The sequence below is a fragment of the Noviherbaspirillum autotrophicum genome (genome assembly GCF_000818395.1).
Lineage (GTDB): Bacteria > Pseudomonadota > Gammaproteobacteria > Burkholderiales > Burkholderiaceae_D > Noviherbaspirillum > Noviherbaspirillum autotrophicum.
In genome coordinates, this window is record NZ_JWJG01000028.1 from 2,070,472 (window position 1) to 2,095,778 (window position 25,307).

Genomic DNA, 25,307 nt, shown 5'->3' on the forward strand with positions numbered 1-25,307 from the left:
GTTATTGAAGCTTGTTCAAGGAAATATCACGGTCTGACGCATACTGCTCCCCGGTATAATCATGGGATGCAAAACCTCCTCCACAACCTCAATCCCGAACAACTCGCCGCCGTCACCCTGCCCGCGCAATCGGCGCTGATTCTCGCCGGTGCCGGCTCCGGCAAAACCCGTGTGCTGACCACGCGTATCGCATGGCTGATCCAGACCGGGCAGGTGTCGCCGGCAGGCATCCTTGCCGTAACGTTTACAAACAAGGCGGCGAAGGAAATGACGGCGCGTCTGGGGGCGATGTTGCCGATCAATACGCGGGGGATGTGGCTCGGTACCTTTCACGGTTTGTGCAACCGCCTGCTGCGCGCGCATTACCGCGATGCCGGCCTGCCGCAGACATTCCAGATCCTCGACTCGCAGGACCAGCTGTCGGCCATCAAGCGCCTGCTGAAGTCGCTGAACGTCGACGATGAAAAATACCCGCCGCGCAACTTGATGTACTTCATCAACAACGCGAAGGAACAGGGCTTGCGCGCGCACGATGTGGAAGCCAACGACGACTACAACCGCAAGTTCGTCGAGCTGTACGCCGCGTACGACCATCAGTGCCAGCGCGAAGGCGTGGTCGATTTCGCCGAACTGCTGTTGCGCACGTATGAACTGCTGACGCGCAATCAGCCGCTGCGCGAGCATTATCAGGCGCGCTTCAAGCACATCCTGGTCGACGAGTTCCAGGATACGAACAACCTGCAGTACAACTGGCTCAAGCTGATGGCGGGCGAACACAACGCGGTGTTCGCGGTCGGCGACGACGACCAAAGCATTTACGCATTCCGCGGCGCGAACGTGGGGAACATGGTCGCGTTCGAGCGCGAATTCCGCGTGCAGAACCTGATCAAGCTGGAGCAGAACTACCGCTCGCACGGCCACATCCTCGATGCGGCCAATACGCTGATTGCGAATAACAGCAAGCGCCTCGGCAAGAACCTGCGCACCGATGCCGGCCACGGCGAGCAGCTGCGCGTATACGAAGCGAGCAGCGATATCCAGGAAGCGAACTGGATCATCGAGGAAGCGAAGAGCTTGATTGCAGAAGGCGCTGCGCGCAGCGAGATCGCGATCCTGTATCGCTCCAACGCGCAGTCGCGCGTGATCGAGCATGCCCTGTTCACCGCCGGCATTCCGTACCGCGTCTATGGCGGCCAGCGCTTCTTCGAGCGCGCCGAAATCAAGCATGCGATCGCGTACCTGCAGCTGATGGACAATCCGCACAACGATTCGGCCTTCCTGCGCGTGGTGAACTTCCCGACGCGCGGCATCGGCGCACGCTCGATCGAGCAGCTGCAGGATGCGGCGCGCCAGTACGGCATTTCGCTGTACGCGGCGGTGCCCTATGTGACCGGCAAGGCCGGCAGCTCCCTCGGCTCGTTCGTGAAGCTGGTCGAGGGCATGCGGTTCGAGACCCAGAACCTGCCGCTGCAGGAAATGGTCAAAGTGATGCTCGACATGAGCGGCCTGATCCCGCATTACCAGAACGAGAAGGAAGGCGCCGACCGCATCGAAAACCTGGAGCAGCTGGTGAGCGCGGCGATGCTGTTCGTGTCGGAAGAAGGCTTCGGCATCGATGCGCCGGCCTTCCTCGGACCCAAGGGCCAGCAGGTGGCCGGCGAAGCGCTGACTACCGCCGATGGCGTGGAAGTGCTGGACGCGGATGCGCCGCTGCCGACCGTGATGTCGCCGCTGTCGGCCTTTCTGTCGCACGCCTCACTGGAAGCGGGCGACAACCAGGCGCAGGCCGGGCAGGATGCCTTGCAGCTGATGACGGTGCACTCGGCCAAGGGGCTGGAGTTCGACGCCGTGTTCATCACCGGCCTGGAAGAGGGATTGTTCCCGCATGAAAACAGCGCACAGGAAGAGGGCGGGCTGGAAGAAGAGCGGCGCCTGATGTATGTGGCGATCACGCGCGCCAAGAAGCGCCTGTACCTGAGCTTTTCGCAAACCCGCATGCTGCACGGCCAGACGCGCTACAACATGAAGTCGCGCTTCTTCGATGAATTGCCGGAAGAAGCGCTGAAATGGTTGTCGCCGCGCGTGCAGCCGCAGTGGTTCGGCCACCGGAAATCCGCATGGGACGAGGCGCCGGAAGCAGGGGCGAACAAGATTGCGCAAAGCTTTTCCCGCAAGGACGCCGGCTGGCGCATCGGCGAAACCGTGATGCACCAGAAGTTCGGCGAAGGCGTCATCGTCAACATCGAAGGCGGCGGCACGAATATGCGGGCGCACATCAATTTCGGCAAGCACGGCATGAAGCTGCTGGATCTCGGTATTGCCAAATTGGAAAAAGTAGCGCCGCGCCTCCACTAATAGCGCGCCTGGCCGCCGTGCGCCGACGCGGGACGGCATGCGGCCAAGTACGTCCCGCCTGCTTTCCCTGACTGTGGATGGAACTTTTTCGGCGCCCGTTCGTTAGAGCGGGTATCGATAATGCGAACCCTTGCCCACCTCGACGACATGCAATGCGCCATCCTCGCCCAGCGCGGCGACAGCCGGGCATTTTCCGAGCTGGTCGCGCGCTATCAGGACCGCATCTACCGCTTCCTGCTGCGGCTGGTCCGCACGCCGGAAGATGCGTCGGAACTGACCCAGGATACCTTCCTGCGCGCTTACCAGGGGTTGAATCGCTGGCGCCCCGATGCCCAGTTCAAGACCTGGCTGTTTCGCATCGCGCGCAATGGCGCGTTCGACCTGCTGCGGCGCGACAAGGTGGTCGAGTTCGTGGAACTGGACGACGACACCGATGTGCCCGATGCGGCCGCCGGGCCGGAGGCCATCGTCGAAACGGCGCAGCGCTACCGCATGCTGGAAGCCGCGTTGCTGCGCCTGCCGGCCGAACATCGCGAAATCCTGCTGCTGCGGGAAATCGAAGACATGAGCTATGAACATATCGCGGACGTGCTGGACCTGAACATCGGCACCGTCAAGTCGCGCATCGCGCGGGCGCGGGCCGCATTGCTCGACATTGTCAGACATCAAACGGAGTCACGCCGATGAACTGCCCGAGGCATGCCGAAATTTCCGCTTACATGGACGATATACTGACGCCCTCCGAGCGTCAGCAGTTTGCGCCGCATCTGGCCGGCTGCCCGGTGTGCCGGCAGCAGCTCGATGACTTGCTGGCGCTGCGGGAGGCGATGCACGCCCTGCCGTCGCCGGGGCTGGGCTTCGACTTGGCGGCGAATCTGGAATTCCGGACGCGCGGCGCAGCCAGGCCACGGCCACCCCGGTCGTTTTGGACGGCATGGGGCGCGCCCGGCTTGGCGGTGGCGCTGTCGCTGGCGTCCGGCGCCTGGCTGGGCGCGATGTGGATCGGCACCGGCGCTGCCGTCGCGCCGTCGACGCCGGTAACGCGCGTGTTCGATCCCGTCCCGCCCGGCGGGCTTTGCGCCGCGGCCGAACTGTGCGGCATATCGAAAGGACTGCAATGAATCGCACTGCGCTGAAATGGCTGCTGGCCGTGTCACTATCGCTCAATGCCGGCATCGTCGCGACCGTCGCCGCCGACAGGCTCGGAGCCATCCCGCATACGACGGCGCCGCAGAGCGAACACGTGAGCCTGCCGGATTATCTGGCGTTGAGCGCCGAACAGCGGCGGCGCTGGGATGAGATGGAGCGCGGCTTTCTGAAGGATCTGGCGGCCAACTGGCGCGAGATCAAGGCGCATCGCGAAACCCTGGTAAGGCAGGCCCTGTCGGCGGCGCCGGACCGCACCGTGCTCGATGCCGAGCAGGCCCGCATCGCTGCCTTGCAGGACAGCCAGCAGCGCCGCGTCATGCAACAGTTGCTCGCCGAGCGCGATGTGCTGAACCCGCATCAGCGGGAAAAGCTGATGGCGCTGTTACTGAACCGCTATGCGCAGGAAGCCACCGAAGAGGAAGTGCTGCACCGGCGCTAGGGCCTGTCATCCCTGCGTGGAGGAGGGCGAAGTGCCGTAGGCGTTGCAGCGTCTAAGCATGGAACATTTTCACGGGTGCTTCGTTTAAGCAGACAGGGCCGCTTGCAGGCGGCGTATCTTGAATATTTTTATGGAACCCATACACAATGAAATCCTCAGCATCCTTACTGGCCGCGATCTCGCTTGCTTTCCCGTTGACCTTGCTCGCTGCCGGGCACGACCATCATGAACACGGCGCGGCGCCGCAGAAAATCGAGCTCAACGCGGGCAAGAAATGGTCGACTGACGAGCCGCTGCTCAAGGGCATGGGCACGATCAGGGACCAGGTTGCCGCTGCACTGCCGCAAGCGCATGCCGGCAAACTGTCGCCGGCCCAGTACGAACAGCTGGGGCAAGACATCAACACCCAGATCGGCTATATCGTGCAGAACTGCAAGCTTGATCCGAAGGCAGATGCGCAGCTTCATGTGATCATCGCCGAGCTCACGCAAGGCGTCGATGCGCTCGAAGGGCGGCAGCCCGACAAGGACCGGGCGCTGGGCGTGGTCAAGGCGGCGCAGGCCGTCAATACCTATGGCAAGTACTTCGACCACGCCGGCTGGAAGCCGGTCAAATTGCCGCATTGATGACAGGCGCAGCGGCAACCGGCCTGCGTTGCGCGGCTCAGGCGGCGGGAGGCTGCTGTGGCCGGCCGAAAATATGGGTGTAGGTGGGATAGAACGAGCAATACATGACCACCGTGAGCATCAGCGTCAGCGGCAAAAGGACGACCATCACCGCCGCCGCGCGCGCAAAGAGCATGGCGATGATGCTGCTGGCGATGGCTGGCAGCAGCACGCCGATCAGTATCCACGCCAGTCCATACGTCAGGAAGGCCTTGCCCGAGCGCTGCACCGCAAAGAAGCTGTAGAACATCGCCTTGCCGACGCTCATGTTCTGCCACATGATCAAGGGCGCGGCATACCAGAAACCCATCGCTGCCGGCGTGTAGACGGCAGCCGAAAAAATCATCGCCAGCGTCAGATTGGACTGGCGCACGGTTTGCTCGTCGAGCTCCTTCTGGCCGCTCATGAGATCCCAGAGGACGCCGCCGTCGACCAGCGCGGAGGCGGCAATCGCGATCACCGCCGCCAGCAGGTAGAGCACGCCGAGCAGCAGCAGGCTGCGCAAGGCCGGCGACTGGAAACCGGTCAGCAGCAGGTTCGGAAAGACTTTCTTGTCCTGTTCGATCTGGACGCATGCCTGCATAAAGGCCATCGAAAACACCGGCACCAGCACCAGCGGCAGGATTTGCCCCAGCAGTGGAACGATGCCGATGGCTAGCATCAGGAACATGTAGCTCAAGAACAGGGTCGACATTTCGAAAGGCTGCTTGCGAAACAATGCGAAGCCTTCCTTCACCCAAAGCCAGCCTGTACGTGCGGGCAATTTTTCCATTGTCAAAATAATGCCGGAGCCGGGTTGTTGATGCGCTGGCGCAAAATGCGTTCGAAATGGGACGGGTCGTGCGGCGTCAGCATTTCCGCTTCGCGCGGCAGGTAGAAATCATACAGCCGCGACAGCCAGAAGCGCAGCGCTCCGGCTTGCAGCATCGGCTGCCAGGCTTCCCTTTCCGCCTCGGTGAATGGCCGTACCGCATGGTAGGCCGCAAGCAGCGCCTGCAGGCGTGCCAAGTCGAGCGCGCCGCTGTCCAGATCGATGCACCAGTCGTTGACCGTCACTGCCACGTCGAACAGCCAAGTGTCGCAGCCGGCGAAGTAGAAATCGAAAAAGCCGGTCAGGCGGTCGCCTTCGAACATCACATTGTTGCGGAACAGGTCGGCATGAATCGGCCCACGCGGCAGCGCGTGATATACCGCCGAGCCGGCAAACGCATCTTGCGCGTGGATTTCCGCGCGCAGCAAATGCTGGCCATCCTGCGGCAGGTACGGCAGCACGGTCGGCGTGGTTGCCAGCCACCAATCCAGCCCGCGCAGGTTGGGTTGGTGCAGCGGGAAGTCCTGGCCGGCGATATGCATTTTTGCCAGCATGGCACCAACGGCGGCACAGTGCACTGGCTTGGGCGACAGTTGCGACGCGCCTTTGAGCTTGGTCACGATCGATGCCGGCTTGCCATGCAGCGTATGCAGGATTTCACCCTGGCGATTTGCGACAGGCGCCGGCACCAGCACGCTGCGGTCGGCCAAATGGCGCATCAGTTGCAGGTAGAACGGCAGTTGTTCGAAAGTCAGCTTTTCGAAAATCGTCAGGACAAATTCGCCGGCTTCAGTTGTGAGGAAAAAGTTACTGTTTTCAATGCCGGATGAAATGCCTTTGATCGCCAGCGGCTTGCCAAGATCGAACTGCGTAATCCATTGCGTGAGGTCATCCAGGCTGACCGGGGTGAATACTGCCATGAGCGAAATCGAAAAAAGAAAATCGGGAATGTGGGGGCGAAATGCGCGTTATTTAAATGCGCGTTATTTTTTTGCCGGTGCGGGCGGCGGCGCAGGGATGGACGCAGCCTGTTCCGACGCCGCTTCCTGCTTGCGGCTCAAGTCGAATTCCTTGACTTGCCACTGCGCGCCGCGGTTGGCGCTGCTCTGGCCGTCGCCGGGCATGGCGCCGGGTTGCTCGTTCGGCTTCAGGTAATAGGTGCTCTTGCCGTTGGTGACCTTCACTTCGGTTACCTTGCCGCCGCGGGCACGCTTTTCGGTGATCTTGCGCTCCTGGTCGGGCTTGCGGATCGTGATGGCCGGCGCGTCGCCTTCTTCCAGCTTTTGCATCTGGGGTGGCGGCGGAGCGTCGGCTTGTTGAGCGTGGGCCAGCAGAGGCGTTGCGAAGGCGGCAATGCAGGTTGCCGTAAGATGCCAGGCCTTGAGTGTGCGCATGATGTTCTTTGACGTGTTATGGGACAGTGCGGCTCGAGCGAGTCGAGCCTCTCCGAAACATTTTAGCAAACCGCGCCCGCTGGCCTGGAAAATAACTGCGTCGGTATTATAAATACGCGCCGGTTTCTTTGCTTTCCGGCGAAAGTAAATCCTCGCGCGCCTCATAAAACGCAAAGATCGCGTCCACGATGTTGGCCGGTTCATCGATCAGCTGCACCAGGTCGAGATCCTTGTCGGCGATCATGCCATCCGCCGCCAGCCGGTCGCGGAACCAGTCGAGCAATCCGCGCCAGAAGGTGGTGCCGACCAAAATCACCGGAATGCGGCGCGACTTGCCGGTCTGAATCAGTGTCAATGCTTCGAACATTTCATCCAGTGTGCCGAAGCCGCCCGGCAGCACGACATAGGCATCCGCATATTTCACGAATGCCACCTTGCGCGCAAAGAAGTGGCGGAAACTGATCGAGATGTCTTGCCACATGTTGCTGCGCTGTTCGTGCGGCAGCTCGATATTCAGGCCGACCGAGGCGGATGCGCCTTCGAACGCGCCCTTGTTCGCCGCTTCCATGATGCCCGGCCCGCCGCCGGAGATGACGGCCAAACCCGCATCGGACAGGCGGCGCGCGATGTCGACGGCTTTCTGGTAGTAGGGATCTTCCGGCTTGATGCGGGCCGAGCCGAAAATCGACACCGCCGGACGCAGCTCCGACAGGCGTTCAGTCGACTCGATAAACTCTGCCATAATCGTGAGCATATGCCACGACTCGCGTGCCTTTTTCGCCGTGGCGCGATTGATGTCTGCCACTTGCCGCAGGCGTGGCACGTTTTTTCCCTTTGACACCATATGAATAAAACCCTGTTGTTGGTTGACGGCTCCAGCTATCTCTATCGCGCGTTCCATGCCATGCCGGACTTGCGCAACGCGGAAGGGGCGCCGACCGGCGCCATCTACGGCATGATCAACATGCTGCGCAAGTTACGCAACGACTACTCTGCAGCATACATTGCCTGTGTATTCGATGCAAAAGGAAAGACCTTCCGTGACGATTTGTATCCGGAGTACAAGGCGCATCGGCCGTCGATGCCGGAAGACCTGGCCCGGCAGATCGAGCCGATCCACGAAGCGGTGCGCGCGCTCGGCTGGCCGATCCTGATGGTCGAGGGCATCGAGGCCGACGACGTGATCGGCACGCTGGCGGTGCAAGCCGTCGAGCACGGCATGCAGGCGGTGGTGTCGACCGGCGACAAGGATCTCGCGCAGCTGGTGAACGACCATGTTTCGCTGATCAACACGATGACCAATGAAAAGCTAGACCGCGCCGGCGTCATAGCCAAGTTCGGCGTGCCGCCGGAACGCATCGTCGACTACCTGACGCTGGTGGGCGACGCGGTCGACAACGTACCGGGCGTGGACAAGGTGGGGCCGAAAACCGCAGTCAAATGGATCAACCAGTACGGCTCGCTGGATGGCGTCATCGAGCATGCCAAGGACGTCGGCGGCGCGGTCGGCGAACACCTGCGCCGCGCGCTGGACTGGCTGCCCACGGCGCGCACGCTCATCACCGTCAAGACCGACTGCGACCTGAAGGCGCACATGATCTCGATTCCGGAATCGCTGGCGGCCAAGCCGGTCGACAATGAGGCGCTGATCGACTTCTTCCGCCGCTATGGCTTCAAGACCTGGCTGCGCGAACTGAGCGGCGAGGCTGCCGGCACGCGCGCCACAGCGCAGGTGCATGACGGGCAGCCGCAAGCCAGCCTGTTCGAGGCTGCCGCGGTGGCCGCCGAGTATGAAACGGTATTGACCGAAGCGCAGCTCGACCGCTGGCTGGATACGATCAATGGCGCCTCCCTGACGGCGGTCGACACCGAAACTACCTCGCTCGACCCCATGCGCGCGCAACTGGTCGGCATTTCGCTGTGCTGCAAGCCGGGCGTGGCCGCCTATATCCCGGTGGCGCATCGTTACCAGGATGCGCCGGCACAGCTGTCGCGCGAACTGGTGCTGCAAAAGCTCAAGCCCTGGCTGGAAGACGCAGGCAAGCCCAAGGTCGGCCAGCACCTGAAATACGACTCTCATATCTTTGCCAACCACGGCGTGACGCTGCGTGGCATCGTGCACGATACGCTGCTCGAATCCTATGTGTTCGAGTCGCACAAGAGCCACGACATGGACAGCCTAGCGCTGCGCCACCTGAACCGCAAGACCATCACCTTCGAGGAAGTGTGCGGCAAGGGCGCGTCGCAGATCTGCTTCGACGAAGTGGCCCTCGAGCGCGCCACCGAATACGCAGCCGAAGACGCGGATGTGACGCTGCAGCTGCACCACGCGATGTGGCCGCAGGTGGCGCAGAGCGAGGGGTTGAAGTTCATTTACGAAAAGATCGAGGTGCCGACCTCGGTCGTGCTGCAAAAGATCGAGCGCAACGGCGTGCTGGTCGACGCGCAGCTGCTGGCCGCGCAGTCGCATGAACTGGGTCTGCGCATGCTGGAGATGGAGCGCCAGGCCTACGAGCTGGCCGGCCAGCCGTTCAACCTGAATTCGCCGAAGCAGATCGGCGAAATCTTCTTCGACAAGCTGCAGCTGCCGGTGGTGAAAAAGACGCCGTCGGGGTCGCCTTCGACCGACGAGGAAGTGCTGCAGAAGCTGGCCGAGAACTATCCGCTGCCAAAGATCCTGCTCGACTATCGCGGGCTGTCCAAGCTGAAGTCGACTTATACCGACAAGCTGCCCAAGATGGTCAATCCCGATACCGGACGCGTGCATACCAACTATGCGCAGGCGGTGGCGGTGACCGGGCGCCTCGCGTCGAACGATCCGAATCTGCAGAACATCCCGGTGCGCACGGCCGAAGGGCGGCGCATTCGCGAAGCTTTCATCGCGCCGCAAGGCAGTGTGATCGTGTCGGCTGACTACTCGCAGATCGAGCTGCGCATCATGGCGCACATTTCCGGCGACGAGAACCTGCTGCGCGCGTTCGCCGAAGGCGAGGATATTCACCGCGCCACCGCGTCGGAAATCTTCGGCGTCGAGCGCGCGGACGTGACGAACGAACAGCGCCGCTATGCGAAAGTAATCAATTTCGGCCTGATCTACGGCATGAGCGCGTTCGGCCTGGCAAGCAACCTCGGCATCGAGCGTTCCGCCGCTCAGCTGTATATCGACAAGTACTTCCAGCGCTATCCGGCAGTGGCGCAGTACATGGCCGACACGCGCACCCAGGCCAAGGCGCACGGCTACGTCGAAACCGTGTTCGGCCGCCGCCTGTGGCTGCCCGAGATTAATTCGCCCAACGGCCCGCGCCGCCAGGCGGCCGAGCGCGCGGCGATCAATGCTCCGATGCAGGGCACCGCCGCCGACCTCATCAAGCTGTCGATGATTGCGGTGCAGGACTGGCTCGAAGGCGAGCGGCTGCAGTCGAAGATGGTGATGCAGGTGCACGACGAGCTGGTGCTCGAAGTGCCGGAAACGGAGCTATCGAACATTCAGCACAAGCTGCCGGAACTGATGCGCAGCGTAGCGGCACTGAAAGTGCCTCTGATTGCGGAGGTGGGCGTGGGCAGGAACTGGGACCAAGCACATTGATCAATCATTTTTCGGAGGAGCGTGATGCAAGACTTGAAAGAAGATTTTGACAGCCTGGTTGCAAAGACGCCGTTGTCAGACGGCATCGACCGGCGTGATTTCCTGATGACGGCGCTGGGCACCGGCTTTGCGGCGGCCGTCTTGCCGGTCGCGGCGCAAAGCGTGATCAAGACCGACACGGCCGGCCTGACGGCGGGCACAGTCAGCGTCACCGTCAACGGCCAGACGGTCCCGGTGTACCGCGCCCAGCCGGAAGGCAAGAGCAACCTGCCGGTGATCCTGGTTGTGTCCGAAATCTTTGGGGTGCACGAGCATATTGCCGATATCGCGCGTCGCTTTGCCAAGCAGGGCTATCTTGCGCTTGCTCCCGATCTGTTCGTGCGCCAGGGGAACCCGGCCTCGTATGGCAGCATTCCCGAGCTGATGAAGGAAGTCATCGCCAAGGTGCCCGACGCACAGGTAATGGCGGACCTCGATGCCTGCGTGGCGTGGGCAAAGGACCATGGCGGCAACACCGATAAGCTGGGCATCACGGGTTTTTGCTGGGGCGGGCGCATCGTCTGGCTGTACTGTGCCCACAATCCCGACGTGAAGGCGGGCGTGGCCTGGTATGGCCGGCTGGTCGGGGAAAAAACGGCGCTGACGCCGACCCAGCCGGTCGATATCGCTGCCGGCCTGAAGGTGCCGGTGCTCGGATTATACGGCGGCAAGGACAGCGGCATTCCACTTGATACCGTGGAAAAGATGAAAGCCGAGCTGGCCAAGGGCAGCAGCAAGTCGGAAATCGTGGTGTTTCCGAATTCCGGCCATGCATTCAATGCCGATTACCGACCGAGCTATGTGGAGGCGGATGCGAAGGCGGCGTGGCAGCGCTGCCTGGCATGGTTCAAGGCGCACGGCGTGGCATAGATTGGTCGGGCCGGCCTCGCCGGCCCCGTTCGGTTTGCCGAAAAACCTTGTCTGTGCTTTAATTTGCAACTTTGTTGCATTTCCAGGGGCTCAAAATCGACTCCACGCTGTTATCCATCCTGCTGGCCACGACCATTTCGGGCGTGATCAGCATTAGCGCGGCGGCCGCGTTTTCATTCTCGCTGCTGTCGAAGGTGGTCGATCGGATGGTCAGCCTGTCGGTCGGCATTCTGCTGTCGACCTCGCTGCTGCATGCGCTGCCGGAAGCGTTCGAATCGCAGGCCGACACGCATGCGCTGTTTGCGACGCTGCTGGGCGGCTTGCTGGGATTTTTCCTGCTCGAAAAATTCGCCATCCTGCGCCATTCGCATCATTACGAAGGCGACGGCCATGGCCATGCGCACGGCCACGACAAGCACGAGGCGGGCAAGGCCGGCTGGATGATCCTGGTCGGCGACGGCTTGCACAATTTCACCGACGGCATCCTGATCGCCGCGGCTTTCCTCGCCAACCCGAGCCTCGGCATCATCACCGGCCTGGCGATCATCGCGCATGAAATTCCGCAGGAAATCGGCGACTTCATCGTGCTGCTCAACGCCGGCTTCACGCGCACGCGCGCTTACATGTACAACCTGATCTGCAGCCTGATGGCGGTGGTCGGCGGCGTGCTCGGTTATGCGATGCTGGACCGCGCGGCCGGCTGGATTCCGTACGTGCTGGTGTTTGCCTCGTCCGGCTTCATCTACATTGCGGTCAGCGACCTGATGCCGCAGATGCAGCGCCGCGCGACGCTGCGCGAAACCATCCCGCAAGTCATACTGATTGCCGTCGGCGTCGGCGTAGTGCTGTTCCTGACCGGGCGGGAGCACTAGCTCCCGGTAGCAACCGGGTGCGCCGGGTCGGCGCACCATTCGCTCCACGAACCCGGATACAGCACGGCGCCGGACAGTCCGGCCACTTCCATCGCCAGCAGGTTGTGGCATGCGGTCACGCCGGAGCCGCATTGCATGATGGTCGCCTGCGGCACTGTCACCAGCGCCGAGAATTCGGAACGCAATTGATCGGCCGGCTTGAAGCGGCCGTCTTCCTGCAGATTGTTCTTGAAAAAGCGGTTTATTGCGCCGGGAATGTGGCCGCCGACCGGATCGAGCGTTTCATTCTCGCCGCGGAACCGGTCCGGTGCGCGCGCGTCGATCACGGTGCGCGTCGGGTTCGACAGATTTGTCAGCACCTCGCCGGCGCTGACGGTCAGCATGCGCGATGAATGCGGCTCGACGTTGCCGCGCGGGCGCGTTGCCGGTTCGGTGGACAAGGGTAATCCCAGCGCCTGCCAGGCTTGCAAGCCGCCGTCCAGAACGGCCGCCGATTCATGGCCGATCCAGCGCAGCATCCACCACAGTCGCGCGGCGAACATGCCGCCGTGTGCGTCGTAGGCCACGACTTGCGAGCTGTGGGTGACACCCCAGCGGCGCAGCGTTTCGGTGAAGGCATTACGTTCCGGCAGGGGATGGCGTCCGCGGAATTCGCCGTGCGGCCCGGGCGACTTGTCCGACAGGTCGGTTTCGACATCGGCGAATTGCGCACCCGGGATATGCCCTGCCGCATAAGCGCTGCGCCCGGCATCCGGATTGGCCAGGTCGTGCCGGCAATCGAGCACGACCCAGTTCGTATCCCGGATATTCTTCGCCAGGTCAGTAGCGGAAATCAGGGTGGTATACGGCATTGCGTCTCCTCCTACACTTCAGTAGCTATCGGGTCATTCGCTTCGGCTGCCGAAGGACGACCGGCCGGCGCATTGATTTTTCTCGTATTGTAATAGGTTGCGGCCAGGCCGCTGAGCAGAATGACAGCGATGCCCAGCCACCCTAGCCAGCCGAGGTTGTCGTCCCACAGCAGCACACCCCAGATGCTCGAAAACACAATGCCGGTATATTGCAGGTTTGCCGTCACCAGCGTCTTGCCCAGACGGTAGGCGCGCGTCATCGCGATCTGCGCGACGGTTGCGGTGACGCCGATCGAGACCAGCAGAAACAGGCCCTTGCCGCTGTGTGGATGCCAGGTCGTGTGGCTGGCAAGCGTGCCCATCACGCCGGCCGCCAAGCCGGTCAGCGAAAAGTAAAACACCACGCGGGATTCGGGCTCGCCCATCTGGCCGAGCTTGCGCACCTGCAAGTAGGCGAGCGCGGACAGCACGCCCGAGGCCAGTCCGACCAGTGCGGCAAACCATTGTTCAGCATGGAAGACGGGGCGCAGCAGCAGCGTCACGCCGACAAAGCTGCAGGCGATCGCGGCGGCCAGCCCCCATTCGAAACGATTCTGTCCGTACCACCAGCCCGCCGTAAACAGGATGGCGGCGATCCAGATCGGCGACATGTAATTGAGCGTCATGCCGGCCGCCAGCGGGAGCTTGCCGATTGCATAGAACCAGAGCCAGAGCGCGACGACGCCAATCAAGCCGCGCCACAGGTGGTGCCAGGGCAGGCCGGTCTTGAAGCTGCCGCCATGCAGCCTGATGAGCGTGAACATGAAGAGCACGCCGACGGCGCCCCGATACATCACGATTTCCGCCGTGGAGTACAGGCTGGACGCCAGCTTCACGCACAATCCCATGATGGAGAAGGCGAAGCTTGCAAATAGCATCCAGAGCGATTGCATCGGGGAGCCTTACGGAGGTCGAAAAAGAAGGGCGGGCCGCAGGGCGGCCGCCCGTGGCAGCGAGGTTACAGTGCGATGCGGTTGCGGTACCACTCGTGGAAGTGCTGCATGCCGTCTTCCATCGGCGACTGGTAGGGGCCGACTTCATTGACGCCGCGCTCGAGCAGGATGCGGCGGCCCGCATCCATGCGTACGCCGATCTCGTCGTCCTCGATGCAGGTTTCCATGTAGGCGTCGCGCTCGGCTTCGACGAACTCGCGCTCGAACAGCACGATTTCTTCCGGGTAGTAGAACTCGACCACGTTGGTGGTTTTGTTCGTGCCGTTCGGCCACACGGTCGATACCACCAGCACATGCGGATACCATTCGACCATGATGTTCGGGTAGAGGGTCAGCCAGATCGCGCCATGCTGCGGAACCACGCCGTTGCGGAACTTCATCACCTGTTCTTGCCAGCGCTTGTATTTCGGCGAGCCGAACTTCGACAGCGCGTGGTTGATGCCGACGGTTTGCACGCTGTAGTTCTCGCCGAACTCCCAGCGCAGGTCGCTGCAGGTGACAAAGTTGCCCAGCCCCGGATGGAACGGCTCGACATGATAGTCTTCCAGGTAGACCTCGATGAAGGTCTTCCAATTGTAGTCGCAGTTGTGCACCTCGACGTGGTCCAGCATGTAGCCGGAAAAATCGAGGTCCTTGGTGACGCCGAGACCAGCCAGCGTCTTGGCGACATCAAAGCCGTTCTGCTCGAACAGCAGGCCGTTCCAGCTTTGCAGTTGGGTCTTCGGCAGGTTCAGGCACGGTGTATTTTCGAAATGCGGCGCACCGATCAGTTCGCCCTGAAGATCGTAGGTCCAGCGATGCAGTGGGCAGACGATATTGGCGGAATTACCCCTGCCGTCGACCATCTTTGCCTGGCGGTGGCGGCACACGTTGGATAGCAATTCAATGCCGTGCGGGCCGCGTACCAGCATGCGGCCTTCTTTTTCCCATGCCAGCGTGGCATAGTCGTTCACGTTCGGCACCATCAGCTCATGGCCGACGTAGCGTGGACCCTGATGGAAAAGTTGCTTGATTTCTTGCTGCAACAGCGCGTCGTCGAAGTAGACGTTGACCGGAAGTTGCGCGTCGGATCGCGCGAGCTTGGCAAAAGAAGCCAGATCGGACATCCCCACCCCCAAATTAATTTGCACCAACCTAAGAGAGAAAGAATCCGCAAAAACCTGTATTCAAATAAGATGAAACGGAAATTTTGGACAGAACAGGCGATTATACCCCAGACCATGGAAACGCCGCCTGATCTTCCGTGAGTTCCGGCAAAAAATGAGGCGGGTGTATGTTTTCCTGCGCTTTCAGGCGCTTTGTTGCGAATCAGCGCAGCAATAGAGTTGTTGAGCTCCACTTTGAAAGTGAGCGCATGCTTACGTGGGTGCATGATTTGCTGCCCGGCATTTGCAAATCGTGCGAGCCGCTTGCTTCGCCCCAACTCTGTAAGGTGGTTTGTTCTAAAATAACGGGCTACACTTTATATTTGCCCACTATGTCAAACAAAGTTACGCCTGCCGCGCAACCGGCCTCTTTCGAAGAGGCGATGGCCGAGCTGGAACAGCTGGTTGCCCAGATGGAGGCGGGGGAATTGCCGCTGGAGGCATCGGTGGCCGCCTACAAGCGCGGCTCCGAACTGGTCAAGTTCTGCGCCGGGCAGCTCGACAAGGTAGATAGCCAGGTCAAGGTGCTGGAGGGCGAGATGCTTAAGCCGTTCGCGTCCGACTCTGCGGTCGAGGCGGACGAATGACGGCTTCCCAGGCATTTCACGACTGGATGAAAACCGTCCAGTCGACGATGGAACATGCGCTCGCGTCCTTCCTGCCTGAGGCAGGTCATGCGCCGGCGCGCTTGCATGAGGCGATGCGCTACGCGGTGCTGGATGGCGGCAAACGCGTGCGGCCGCTATTGGTGTTTGCGGCCGGCGACTTGTTCGAAGCCGAGGCGGCGTTGCTGGCGCGCGCCGCCGCTGCCGTCGAGATGATCCATGCGTATTCGCTGGTGCACGACGATATGCCTTGCATGGACGATGATGCGCTGCGGCGCGGCAAGCCGACCGTTCATGTGAAATACGACGAGGCAACTGCTTTGCTGGTCGGCGACGCGCTGCAGGCGCAAGCCTTCTTGGCGCTGTTGCAGGCGGAGGGGGCGCCTCCCGCCCGCCTGCTGGCGATGTTGCGGTTGTTGGCGCACGCGTCCGGCTCGGTGGGCATGTGCGGCGGCCAGGCGATTGACCTGGAGAGCGTCGGCTTGACGCTGTCGCTGGCGCAGCTGGAGCAGATGCATCGCCTGAAAACCGGCGCATTGCTGCGCGCGTCGGTGCTGTTGGGCGCGATGAGCGGCAAGGAACTGGCAAGTGCTGAAGTCGCAGCGCTGGATGCCTATTCGGCGGCGATCGGGCTGGCCTTCCAGGTGGTTGACGACGTGCTCGATGCGACGGCCGATTCGGCCACGCTCGGCAAGACGGCCGGCAAGGATGCGGCCGACAACAAACCGACCTATGTATCGATCCTCGGCCTGGCGCAATCGCAGGCTCTGGCGGAAAAATTGCGGAATGACGCGCACCATGCGCTGATCCCGTTCGGGGACAAGGCGCGGCGCTTGCGGGAACTGGCAGACTTGATCGTGCAACGGAATGCATAGGGCGAACCGAAATACTCGCCTGCACAATAACGGCAGCTTGGCCGACAGACTACTGACATGACTATGAACTTGTTGAAACTGATCGACAGCCCGGCGGACCTGCGTCGGCTCCCGCGCACGCAACTGGCACAGCTGGCCGACGAATTGCGCGCATTCCTGCTCGACTCGGTATCTAAGACCGGCGGCCACCTGTCGTCCAATCTTGGCACGGTGGAACTGACGATTGCGCTGCATTACGTATTCAATACGCCGGAAGACCGCATCGTGTGGGATGTCGGCCACCAGACCTACCCGCACAAGATCCTGACCGGCCGGCGCGACCAGATGCATACGCTGCGCCAGCTCAACGGTATTTCCGGTTTCCCGCGCCGCGACGAAAGCGACTACGACACCTTCGGCACCGCCCATTCGTCGACCTCGATTTCGGCTGCGCTGGGCATGGCGCTCGCCGCCAAGACCAAGCATGAAAACCGGCACGCGATCGCCGTCATCGGCGACGGCGCGATGACCGCCGGCATGGCGTTCGAAGCGCTCAACAACGCCGGCGTCTATGACGACATCAACCTGCTGGTAATCCTGAACGACAACGACATGTCGATTTCGCCGCCCGTCGGCGCGTTGAACCGCTATCTGGCGCGCTTGATGTCGGGCCAGTTCTACGCGACCGCAAAGAATGTCGGCAAGTCCGTGCTGCCGGCGCCGATGCTGGAACTGGCCAAGCGCCTCGAGGAACATGCCAAGGGCATGGTGGTGCCGGCGACCATGTTCGAGGAATTCGGCTTCAATTACATCGGCCCGATCGACGGCCACGATCTCGAGTCGCTGATCCCGACCCTGCAAAACCTGAAGCACCTGAAAGGCCCGCAATTCCTGCACGTGGTCACGAAAAAGGGGCAGGGCTACAAGCTGGCCGAGGCCGACCCGGTGTTGTACCACGGCCCCGGCAAGTTCAATCCGGCCGAAGGCATCAAGCCGGCCGCCACCAGCAAGCTCACCTACACGCAGGTGTTCGGCGACTGGCTGTGCGACATGGCGGCGCACGACAAGCGGCTGATTGGCATTACGCCCGCCATGCGCGAAGGGTCGGGCATGGTGCAGTTCGAGCAGCGTTTCCCGGATCGCTACTACGATGTCGGCATCGCCGAGCAGCATGCCGTCACCTTCGCGGCCGGCCTGGCATGCGAAGGATTGAAGCCGGTGGTCGCCATTTACTCCACCTTCCTGCAGCGCGCTTACGACCAGCTGATTCATGACGTCGCGCTGCAAAACCTCGACGTCACCTTCGCGCTGGACCGCTCCGGTCTGGTCGGTGCCGACGGCGCCACGCACGCCGGCAACTACGACATTGCATTCCTGCGCTGCATTCCGAACATGGTGCTGATGGCAGCCTCCGATGAGAGCGAATGCCGCAAGATGCTGTCCACCGCATTCCAACATAACGGCCCGGCGGCGGTGCGTTATCCGCGCGGCTCCGGCGTCGGCGCCGTGGTCGGGAAAGACCTGGACACGCTGCCGCTCGGCAAAGGCGAAATCCGGCGCGAAGGCAAGCGCATCGCGATCCTGGCATTCGGCACGATGGTGGCGCCCAGCCTTGCCGCCGCCGACGAGCTGAATGCGACCGTCGCCAACATGCGCTTCATCAAGCCGCTCGATACCGACCTGGTCGCGCAGCTCGCCCAAAGCCACGATGCGCTGGTCACGGTGGAAGAGGGCGCGGTCATGGGTGGCGCCGGATCTGCCGTGGCGGAGGCGCTGGCCGCCGCCGGCATCGTCAAGCCGATCCTGCATCTTGGCTTGCCGGACAAGTTTATCGACCATGGCGACGCCGGGCAGCTGCTGGCGCAATGCGGGCTGGACGGCGCCGGGATCGCCGCCGCGATCAAGAAGCGATTCGACAAGGGCGAGCCGCGCCTGGTCGTGAACAATTAACGAAGCACCCCGGCGGCGCAGCGCCGCGACAAATGAATGAGTAACGCAATGAATTCCCCCGATCCGAACCTCCATGCCATTCCCGACGTGCAAAGCACGGTCGACACACGGCGCCTGTCAATCCAGCGCGTCGGCGTGAAGGGCGTGCGGTATCCGGTCACGATCAAGACCAGGAACGGCGCGCAGCCGACCGTCGGCACCTGGAACATGTACGTGCATCTGCCGCAAGACCAGAAGGGCACGCACATGTCGCGCTTCATCGCGCTGTTGGAGGGCAATCGCGCGCCGCTCGACGTGGCCAGGTTCGGCGCCCTGATGAGCAAGATGGTCAAGCTGCTGGAGGCGGATGCCGGGCGCATCGAATTGTCCTTCCCGTACTTCATCAACAAGACCGCGCCGGTCTCCGGCGTGGAAAGCCTGATGGATTACGAAGTCGGCTTCACCGGCGAGGTCAGGAACGGCGAGCTGGAAGTGACGTTGAAGGTGCTGGTGCCGGTGACCAGCCTGTGCCCGTGCTCGAAGAAGATTTCCGCCTATGGCGCGCACAACCAGCGCTCCCACATCACGGTCAGCGCGGTGCTCGACGGCGACCTGGAAGTGGACGACCTGATCGCGAAGATCGAGGAGCAGGCTTCATGCGAATTGTTCGGCTTGCTCAAGCGCCCCGACGAAAAGTATGTAACCGAGCGCGCCTACGACAATCCGAAGTTCGTGGAAGACCTAGTGCGTGACGTGGCGGGCATGCTCAACGCGGACCGGCGCATCATGGCCTACACATTGGAGGCGGAGAACTTCGAGTCGATCCACAATCATTCGGCCTATGCGCTGATCGAGAACGACAAGCGGAACAAGTAAGCCCGATTCCATTAATAAAAGCGGCGCCGATGCGCCGCTTTTTTCGTTTACACGTCGCGCTTGCGGTCTTTTTCCCACAGCACGTCATTGCCGCCGGCAAAGCGGTTCAGCACGCGTGACAGCACGAACAGCAGGTCCGACAGGCGGTTCATGTAGCGCCGCGGATTGTCGTTGATCTTCTCGCTGTTGCCGAGGCTGACGATGGCGCGTTCGCCGCGCCGGCAGATGGTGCGGCACACATGCGCCAGCGCCGCCGCGCGCGAGCCGGCGGGCAGGATGAAATCCTTCAGCGGCGGCAGGTCCGCATTGTATTTTTCCAGCAGGGTGTCCAGCCGCGCGACGTGCGCGTCGCCGATGAGTGTGTAGCCCGGGATGCACAGTTCGCCGCCCAGGTCGAACAGGTCGTGCTGGATCGAGATCAGCTCCTCGCGCAGCGCGCTCGGCAGCTCTTCGCACAGCAGCAGGCCGACATGCGAATTCAGTTCATCCACATCGCCCATTGCGTGCACGCGCTGATTGTCCTTGCCGACGCGGCTGCCGTCGCCAAGGCCGGTGGTACCGTTGTCGCCGGTGCGAGTTGCGATTTTCGAAAGTCGGTTGCCCATGATTGTTGTCGAAGACGAGGATCGGAAAGGCTTGAGGATACGGCAAAAACGCCCGCTTGCGCTGTCGTCCCGGCGTCAATGTGCGGGAGCAACCTTCGGGAGTAAAATCGACGCAGCTCACTAGGAGGCGAACATGAATCATCCTGCCCAGGCCGCCGCGCTCAAGAGGCCGGTGCCGCCGGCGCTGCTCGAGGCGCTGGCCGCGCTGTTCGAAGACCGCTTTTCCATCGCGCCGGCGATGCGCGAGCACCACGGGCGTGATGAATCCTCCTACGATCCGATGCCGCCCGACGCCGTGGTGTTTGCCCAGACCACCGAGGAAGTGGCGCAAGCGGTGAAGCTTTGTGGCAGCCATGATGTGCCCATCATCCCCTACGGGACCGGCACCTCTCTCGAAGGCCATGTGCTGGCACCTTCCGGGGGCGTCACGATCGACCTGTCGCAGATGAACAGGGTGCTGGCGGTGCAGGCGGAAGACTTGACGGCGACGGTGCAGGCCGGCGTGACGCGCAAGCAGCTGAACCAGGAAATCAGGGAGACCGGCCTGTTCTTCCCGATCGATCCCGGTGCCGATGCCTCGCTCGGTGGCATGGCCGCTACGCGCGCCTCGGGCACCAATGCAGTGCGCTACGGAACCATGCGCGAGAATACGCTGGCGCTGACGGTGGTGACCGCTGACGGGCGCGTCGTCAAGACCGGCACGCGCGCCAAGAAATCCTCGGCCGGCTATGACCTGACGCGCATCTTTGTGGGCAGCGAAGGCACGCTCGGCATCATTACCGAAGTCACGGTACGGCTCTATCCGCAGCCGGAAGCGGTGTCGGCCGCGGTATGTTCCTTCCCCAGCACGGCCGAGGCGGTCAGTGCCGTCATCCAGACCATCCAGCTGGGCGTGCCGGTGGCACGCGTCGAATTCCTCGATGAGAACGGCGTGCGCGCGATCAACGCCTACGACAAAATGAATCTGCCGGTGCAACCGCTGCTGCTGTTCGAATTCCATGGCAGCGCAGCCGGCGTGCAGGAACAGGCGCAGCTTGTGCGGCATATTGCGGCCGAGCACAACGCCATCGGCTTCGAGTGGGCGACGAAACAGGAAGAGCGTTCCCGCCTGTGGGCGGCACGCCACAATGCCTATTTCGCCATGCTGCAGATGCGCCCCGGCGCGCGCGCGATCACCACCGATTGCTGCGTGCCGATTTCTCGCCTGGCCGAATGCATCCTTGATACCAAGGCCGATTGTGAAAAGAATGACATGATTTATTCAATCATCGGCCATGTCGGCGACGGCAATTTCCATGTGCTGATGATGATCGATCCGCACGATCCGGACGATGTGGCGAAAGCCGACGGCGTGAATGCGCGCATGGTCGCACGCGCCCTGTCGATGGACGGCACCTGCACCGGCGAGCATGGGGTGGGGCTGCACAAGATGGCGTTCCTGGTGCAGGAGCATGGGACCGATGCCATTGAGACAATGCGCGTGCTGAAGCACGCATTTGATCCCAAGAACATAATGAACCCCGGTAAAATCCTCTCCTGGTAGAGAATTTGCCCGCACGCCCCGCCTGCCGCGGTCCAGCAGGGTAGATTCCCGGCTCTCACAGAGTGAAGGAACTCCTCCCCATGGCTACACGCCTGCCCCCGGTCCATGCCCTGTCCGCTTTCGAAGCGGCCGCGCGCCTTGGTTCTTTCGCAGTTGCTGCGGATGAACTGTGCATCACGCCGTCGGCACTGTCGCACCGCATTCGCCTGCTGGAGGACTTCGTTGGCGAGCGCCTGTTCCTGCGCGATGGCCGCACCGTCACCTTGTCGGAATTCGGGCGGCGCTATCTGGAAGTGGTGCGCACCGCCTTGCGCACGCTGACCGATTTCCCGTTGCCGCACCGCAGTGCCCCGGCGCAACCGCGCATCAAGATCACCGTCACGCCGACCTTTGCGCGCTGCCTGCTGGTGCCGCGCCTGGCGGAATTCTCCGCCCAGCATCCGGACATCGTGGTCGAGCTGTTCCTGTCGGTGCCGCTGTACGATCTGGCGCTGTCGGAAAGCGACATCGAGGTGCGCTTCGGCGCCGGCAAGTACCCCGATATCGTGACTGAAAAACTGTACGAGGAGCCCACCTTCGCGGTGGCAAGCCCGGCCTACCTGGAAAAGATCGGCGGCCTGAAAACACCGGCCGACCTGCGCAAAGCGACCTTGTTGCGCTCCGCGCTGGAGCCGTGGCAGTCGTGGTTTGAAGTGGCCGGGCTCGATTGGCCGGAGCCGTCGACCGGCTTGCGGCTGGACGACCTGGGGCTATTGCTGGAGGCGGTCAGGCATGGCCACGGCGTCGGGCTCACGCGCAAGCATTTCGTGCAAGATTTGATGGCCAAGGGCGAAATCGTGCACCTGTTCCCGGATGTGCAACTAAAGACGCCGCCGCACGCGTACTATATCGTGTACGAACAGGACGTGCGCGACCGGCCCGAAGTGGCGGTCTTCATCGAATGGCTGCTGAAAACCTTTGGCAGTCTGTAATGTCTTCGCTGGCGTTGCTGCCGTTTTAATTTTCCATGGAAGTGGTTATCGACTATTGCGCGTGAAAAGATTTCACGCCATCGGGAAAAGTTTTTCAGCCCGCCGCGCCTGCACGAGCGCCCTGTGGCCGCCTGTTTTCGCTACACTCATCCCCTACCGCACAAGCATCTCCTACCGCACAAGCAGGAAGCAGAAATGAATGCTCCATCGAAACTTACCTTTACCGTCGAGCGGCAGCGCGAAGTCGTCGCCGCATTGCGGGCCGTACTGCCCAGTTATTGCATCTTGTATAACGAGGAAGACACGCGCCCCTACGAGTGCGACGGGCTAGCGGCATACCGGCAGCTGCCGATGGTCGTGGTGCTGCCCGAAACCGAAGCGCAAGTCATCGCCATTCTCAATACCTGCCGCGAACTGAAAGTGCCGATCGTGCCGCGCGGCGCGGGCACTGGCTTATCCGGCGGCGCCATGCCGATCGCCGACGGCGTGGTGCTGTCCACCGCGAAGTTCAACAAGCTCATCAAGCTCGATCCCTATGCGCGTACCGCCGTGGTGCAGCCGGGCGTGCGCAATCTCGCGATCTCGGATGCGGCTGCACCGCATGGCCTCTACTATGCACCCGACCCGTCGTCGCAGATCGCCTGCACCATCGGCGGCAACGTCGCGGAAAATTCCGGCGGCGTGCACTGCCTGAAATACGGCCTGACCGTGCACAACGTGTTGCGCGTGCGCATGGTGACGATCGACGGTGATATCGTCGAACTCGGCGGCGGGGCACTCGATGCGCCTGGGCTTGACCTGCTGGCCGTGTTCATCGGCTCCGAGGGCATGCTTGGCGTGGTGACCGAGGTGACCGTCAAGCTCGTGCCCAAGCCGCAGCAGGCGCGCGTGATCATGGCGTCGTTCGATTCGGTGGTCACCGGCGGCGATGCGGTCGCCAACGTGATTGCCGCAGGCATCATCCCGGCCGGCCTGGAAATGATGGACAAGACGTCGTCGCGCATGGTCGAGCCGTTCGTGAAGGCCGGCTACGACACGGACGCGGAAGCAATCCTGCTGTGCGAGTCGGACGGCATGCCGGAAGAGGTCGAGGAAGAAATCGCGCGCATGAGCGCCGTCCTCAAGTCTTCCGGCGCGACTGCCATCGCGGTTTCGCAGAATGAAGCGGAGCGCCTCAAGTTCTGGTCCGGCCGCAAGAACGCCTTCCCGGCGGCGGGCCGCATTTCGCCCGACTACTACTGCATGGACGGCACCATTCCGCGCAAGCGCCTGGCCGACGTGCTTATCCGTATCACTGAAATGGAAGGCAAGTACGACTTGCGCTGCGCAAATGTGTTTCACGCGGGCGACGGCAACCTGCATCCGCTGATCCTGTTCGATGCCAACAAGGAGGGCGAATTCGAGCGTGCCGAAGCCTTCGGTGCCGAGATACTGGCGCTGTGCGTGGAAGTCGGCGGCACCATCACCGGCGAGCACGGCGTGGGCATCGAGAAAATCAATTCGATGTGCGTGCAGTTTTCGCCGAAGGAGATCGAGGCCTTCTTCGCGGTCAAGCGCGCCTTCGACACCGCCTTCCTGCTCAACCCGGATAAGGCGATCCCCACGCTCAACCGCTGCGCTGAAAACGGCAAGATGCTCGTCAAGGGCGGGCAGACGAAGTTCGCGCATCTGCCGCGCTTCTGATAAGGAACTGCATGGAACAGGTATTACAAGGATTCAAGGCGCGCATCGCCGATGCGGCTGCGAGCAAGACTGCGCTGCGCATTCGCGGCGGCGGCAGCAAGGACTGGTATGGGCAGACGCTGCAGGGCGACGTGTTCGACACGCGCAGCTATCGCGGCATTATTTCCTACGATCCGACCGAACTGGTGATTACCGCGCGCTGCGGCACGCCGCTGTCGGAAATCGAGGCGACGCTGGCCGAGCGCAACCAGATGCTGGCCTTCGAGCCGCCGCAATTCGGGCCGGATTCGACCATCGGCGGCGTGGTGGCCAGCGGCCTGTCCGGCCCGCGCCGGCAGGCAGTGGGCGCGGCGCGCGACTTCGTGCTGGGCGTGACGCTCATGGATGGCAAGAGCGACGTGCTGCGTTTCGGCGGGCAGGTAATGAAGAACGTCGCCGGCTACGACGTGTCGCGCATGCTGGCCGGCTCGCTCGGCACTCTCGGGCTGATTCTGGATGTGTCGCTGAAGGTGTTGCCAAGGCCGTTTTTCGAAGCCACGCTGCGCCTGTCGATGAGCGAGGCGCAGGCGATCGACAATCTGAACCGCTGGGGCGGCCAGCCGCTGCCGATTTCGGCCAGCGCCTGGCATGACGGCGTACTGGCGGTGCGACTGTCCGGCGCGGAAGCCGCAGTGAAGGCGGCGGTGCAAAAGATCGGCGGAGAGCAGGTGGCCGATGCGGCGCCGTTGTGGGCGGCATTGCGCGACCAGACCGATGCGTTTTTTGCCGAAGGCACCGCTGCCGTGTGGCGTCTGTCGCTGCCGTCGGTGGCGGCTCCCCTCGGGCTGCGCGGCGAGCAACTGATCGAATGGGGCGGCGCGCTGCGCTGGCTGAAGACCGACGCCGATGCGGCCAGCGTGCGGCGCGCGGCGGAACAGGCCGGCGGCCATGCGACGCTGTATCGCGGCGGCGACAAGAGCGCGGGCGTGTTCCATCCGCTCGCGCCGGCCATCGCCGCCATTCATCGCAATCTGAAAAACGCTTTCGATCCGTCCGGCATCTTCAATCGCGGGCGGATGTATCAAGAATTCTGA

General features: G+C 62.4%; 24 protein-coding genes. 16 read left to right on the forward strand and 8 right to left on the reverse strand.

Annotated elements, in window-relative coordinates:
• Positions 1–66 precede the first annotated feature (66 nt).
• From TSA66_RS10820 to TSA66_RS10840, 5 genes are all read left to right on the forward strand, one after another.
• A complete protein-coding gene (locus TSA66_RS10820) occupies positions 67–2,355 on the forward strand; it encodes a UvrD-helicase domain-containing protein (RefSeq protein WP_040040019.1) in 2,289 nt (762 codons plus the stop codon).
• Positions 2,356–2,475: 120 nt separating this feature from the next.
• The gene (locus TSA66_RS10825) at positions 2,476–3,042 is read left to right on the forward strand and encodes a sigma-70 family RNA polymerase sigma factor (RefSeq protein ID WP_040040020.1); all 567 of its coding nucleotides are present in this window, start codon (positions 2,476–2,478) and stop codon (positions 3,040–3,042) included.
• Positions 3,039–3,476, forward strand: coding sequence for an anti-sigma factor family protein (locus TSA66_RS10830; protein ID WP_040040021.1), 438 nt, complete (start codon positions 3,039–3,041; stop codon positions 3,474–3,476). The genes TSA66_RS10825 and TSA66_RS10830 overlap by 4 nt, the downstream gene beginning before the upstream one ends.
• On the forward strand, positions 3,473–3,943 hold the full coding sequence (locus tag TSA66_RS10835) for a periplasmic heavy metal sensor (protein ID WP_040040022.1): 471 nt from the start codon (positions 3,473–3,475) through the stop codon (positions 3,941–3,943). Before TSA66_RS10830 ends, TSA66_RS10835 begins: the two co-directional genes overlap by 4 nt.
• Positions 3,944–4,089: 146 nt before the next feature.
• The gene (locus TSA66_RS10840) at positions 4,090–4,569 is read left to right on the forward strand and encodes a hypothetical protein (protein WP_040040023.1); all 480 of its coding nucleotides are present in this window, start codon (positions 4,090–4,092) and stop codon (positions 4,567–4,569) included.
• Between the two features lie 37 nt (positions 4,570–4,606).
• Here the strand turns inward: TSA66_RS10840 and TSA66_RS10845 are convergent, their stop codons facing one another.
• The 4 genes from TSA66_RS10845 to TSA66_RS10860 form a co-directional block, all read right to left on the reverse strand.
• On the reverse strand, positions 4,607–5,380 hold the full coding sequence (locus tag TSA66_RS10845) for a BPSS1780 family membrane protein (RefSeq protein ID WP_040040024.1): 774 nt from the start codon (positions 5,378–5,380) through the stop codon (positions 4,607–4,609).
• 2 nt (positions 5,381–5,382) lie between these two features.
• The gene (locus TSA66_RS10850) at positions 5,383–6,339 is read right to left on the reverse strand and encodes a homoserine kinase (protein WP_040040025.1); all 957 of its coding nucleotides are present in this window, start codon (positions 6,337–6,339) and stop codon (positions 5,383–5,385) included.
• A gap of 63 nt (positions 6,340–6,402) precedes the next feature.
• On the reverse strand, positions 6,403–6,813 hold the full coding sequence (locus TSA66_RS10855) for a DUF2782 domain-containing protein (protein WP_040040026.1): 411 nt from the start codon (positions 6,811–6,813) through the stop codon (positions 6,403–6,405).
• A 106-nt stretch (positions 6,814–6,919) separates the two neighbouring features.
• Entirely contained in the window at positions 6,920–7,657 is a 738-nt protein-coding gene (locus tag TSA66_RS10860) for an LOG family protein (protein ID WP_040040027.1), read from the reverse strand.
• Here TSA66_RS10860 and polA point away from each other — a divergent pair, their 5' ends adjacent.
• The 3 genes from polA (at position 7,658) to TSA66_RS10875 (ending at position 12,180) form a co-directional block, all read left to right on the forward strand.
• Positions 7,658–10,399 (forward strand): DNA polymerase I, encoded by a 2,742-nt coding sequence (gene polA, locus TSA66_RS10865; RefSeq protein ID WP_040040028.1) that lies wholly within the window; start codon positions 7,658–7,660, stop codon positions 10,397–10,399.
• Between the two features lie 24 nt (positions 10,400–10,423).
• Positions 10,424–11,308, forward strand: coding sequence for a dienelactone hydrolase family protein (locus TSA66_RS10870; RefSeq protein WP_040040029.1), 885 nt, complete (start codon positions 10,424–10,426; stop codon positions 11,306–11,308).
• 143 nt (positions 11,309–11,451) lie between these two features.
• A complete protein-coding gene (locus TSA66_RS10875) occupies positions 11,452–12,180 on the forward strand; it encodes a ZIP family metal transporter (RefSeq protein ID WP_040042448.1) in 729 nt (242 codons plus the stop codon).
• Here the strand turns inward: TSA66_RS10875 and TSA66_RS10880 are convergent.
• The 3 genes from TSA66_RS10880 to TSA66_RS10890 form a co-directional block, all read right to left on the reverse strand.
• Entirely contained in the window at positions 12,177–13,031 is an 855-nt protein-coding gene (locus TSA66_RS10880; RefSeq protein WP_040040030.1) for a sulfurtransferase, read from the reverse strand. The two genes, TSA66_RS10875 and TSA66_RS10880, sit on opposite strands and share 4 nt — an antisense overlap.
• A gap of 11 nt (positions 13,032–13,042) precedes the next feature.
• Positions 13,043–13,963, reverse strand: a complete 921-nt coding sequence (locus tag TSA66_RS10885) for a DMT family transporter (RefSeq protein ID WP_040040031.1) — start codon at positions 13,961–13,963, stop codon at positions 13,043–13,045.
• 65 nt (positions 13,964–14,028) lie between these two features.
• A complete protein-coding gene (locus TSA66_RS10890) occupies positions 14,029–15,129 on the reverse strand; it encodes an aromatic ring-hydroxylating oxygenase subunit alpha (RefSeq protein ID WP_040040032.1) in 1,101 nt (366 codons plus the stop codon).
• 371 nt (positions 15,130–15,500) lie between these two features.
• Here TSA66_RS10890 and TSA66_RS10895 point away from each other — a divergent pair, with 371 nt between their 5' ends.
• The 4 genes from TSA66_RS10895 (at position 15,501) to folE2 (ending at position 19,432) form a co-directional block, all read left to right on the forward strand.
• The gene (locus tag TSA66_RS10895) at positions 15,501–15,755 is read left to right on the forward strand and encodes an exodeoxyribonuclease VII small subunit (RefSeq protein WP_040040033.1); all 255 of its coding nucleotides are present in this window, start codon (positions 15,501–15,503) and stop codon (positions 15,753–15,755) included.
• On the forward strand, positions 15,752–16,648 hold the full coding sequence (locus tag TSA66_RS10900) for a polyprenyl synthetase family protein (protein ID WP_040040034.1): 897 nt from the start codon (positions 15,752–15,754) through the stop codon (positions 16,646–16,648). Before TSA66_RS10895 ends, TSA66_RS10900 begins: the two co-directional genes overlap by 4 nt.
• Before the next feature lie 63 nt (positions 16,649–16,711).
• The gene (dxs, locus tag TSA66_RS10905; RefSeq protein ID WP_040040035.1) at positions 16,712–18,577 is read left to right on the forward strand and encodes a 1-deoxy-D-xylulose-5-phosphate synthase; all 1,866 of its coding nucleotides are present in this window, start codon (positions 16,712–16,714) and stop codon (positions 18,575–18,577) included.
• Between the two features lie 48 nt (positions 18,578–18,625).
• On the forward strand, positions 18,626–19,432 hold the full coding sequence (folE2, locus tag TSA66_RS10910; protein WP_040040036.1) for a GTP cyclohydrolase FolE2: 807 nt from the start codon (positions 18,626–18,628) through the stop codon (positions 19,430–19,432).
• Positions 19,433–19,479: 47 nt separating this feature from the next.
• Here folE2 and TSA66_RS10915 read toward each other — a convergent pair whose 3' ends face one another.
• Positions 19,480–20,037: a cob(I)yrinic acid a,c-diamide adenosyltransferase gene (locus tag TSA66_RS10915; protein WP_040040037.1), complete on the reverse strand. Its 558-nt coding sequence runs from the start codon at positions 20,035–20,037 to the stop codon at positions 19,480–19,482.
• 133 nt (positions 20,038–20,170) lie between these two features.
• Between TSA66_RS10915 and TSA66_RS10920 the strand changes: the two genes are divergently transcribed.
• The 4 genes from TSA66_RS10920 (at position 20,171) to glcE (ending at position 25,307) form a co-directional block, all read left to right on the forward strand.
• Complete coding sequence (locus TSA66_RS10920) at positions 20,171–21,580, forward strand: FAD-binding oxidoreductase (protein WP_040040038.1); 1,410 nt, start codon at positions 20,171–20,173, stop codon at positions 21,578–21,580.
• Between the two features lie 80 nt (positions 21,581–21,660).
• A complete protein-coding gene (locus TSA66_RS10925) occupies positions 21,661–22,551 on the forward strand; it encodes a LysR substrate-binding domain-containing protein (RefSeq protein WP_040040039.1) in 891 nt (296 codons plus the stop codon).
• A gap of 195 nt (positions 22,552–22,746) precedes the next feature.
• Complete coding sequence (locus TSA66_RS10930; protein WP_040040040.1) at positions 22,747–24,234, forward strand: FAD-linked oxidase C-terminal domain-containing protein; 1,488 nt, start codon at positions 22,747–22,749, stop codon at positions 24,232–24,234.
• 11 nt (positions 24,235–24,245) lie between these two features.
• Positions 24,246–25,307: a glycolate oxidase subunit GlcE gene (gene glcE, locus TSA66_RS10935; RefSeq protein ID WP_040040041.1), complete on the forward strand. Its 1,062-nt coding sequence runs from the start codon at positions 24,246–24,248 to the stop codon at positions 25,305–25,307.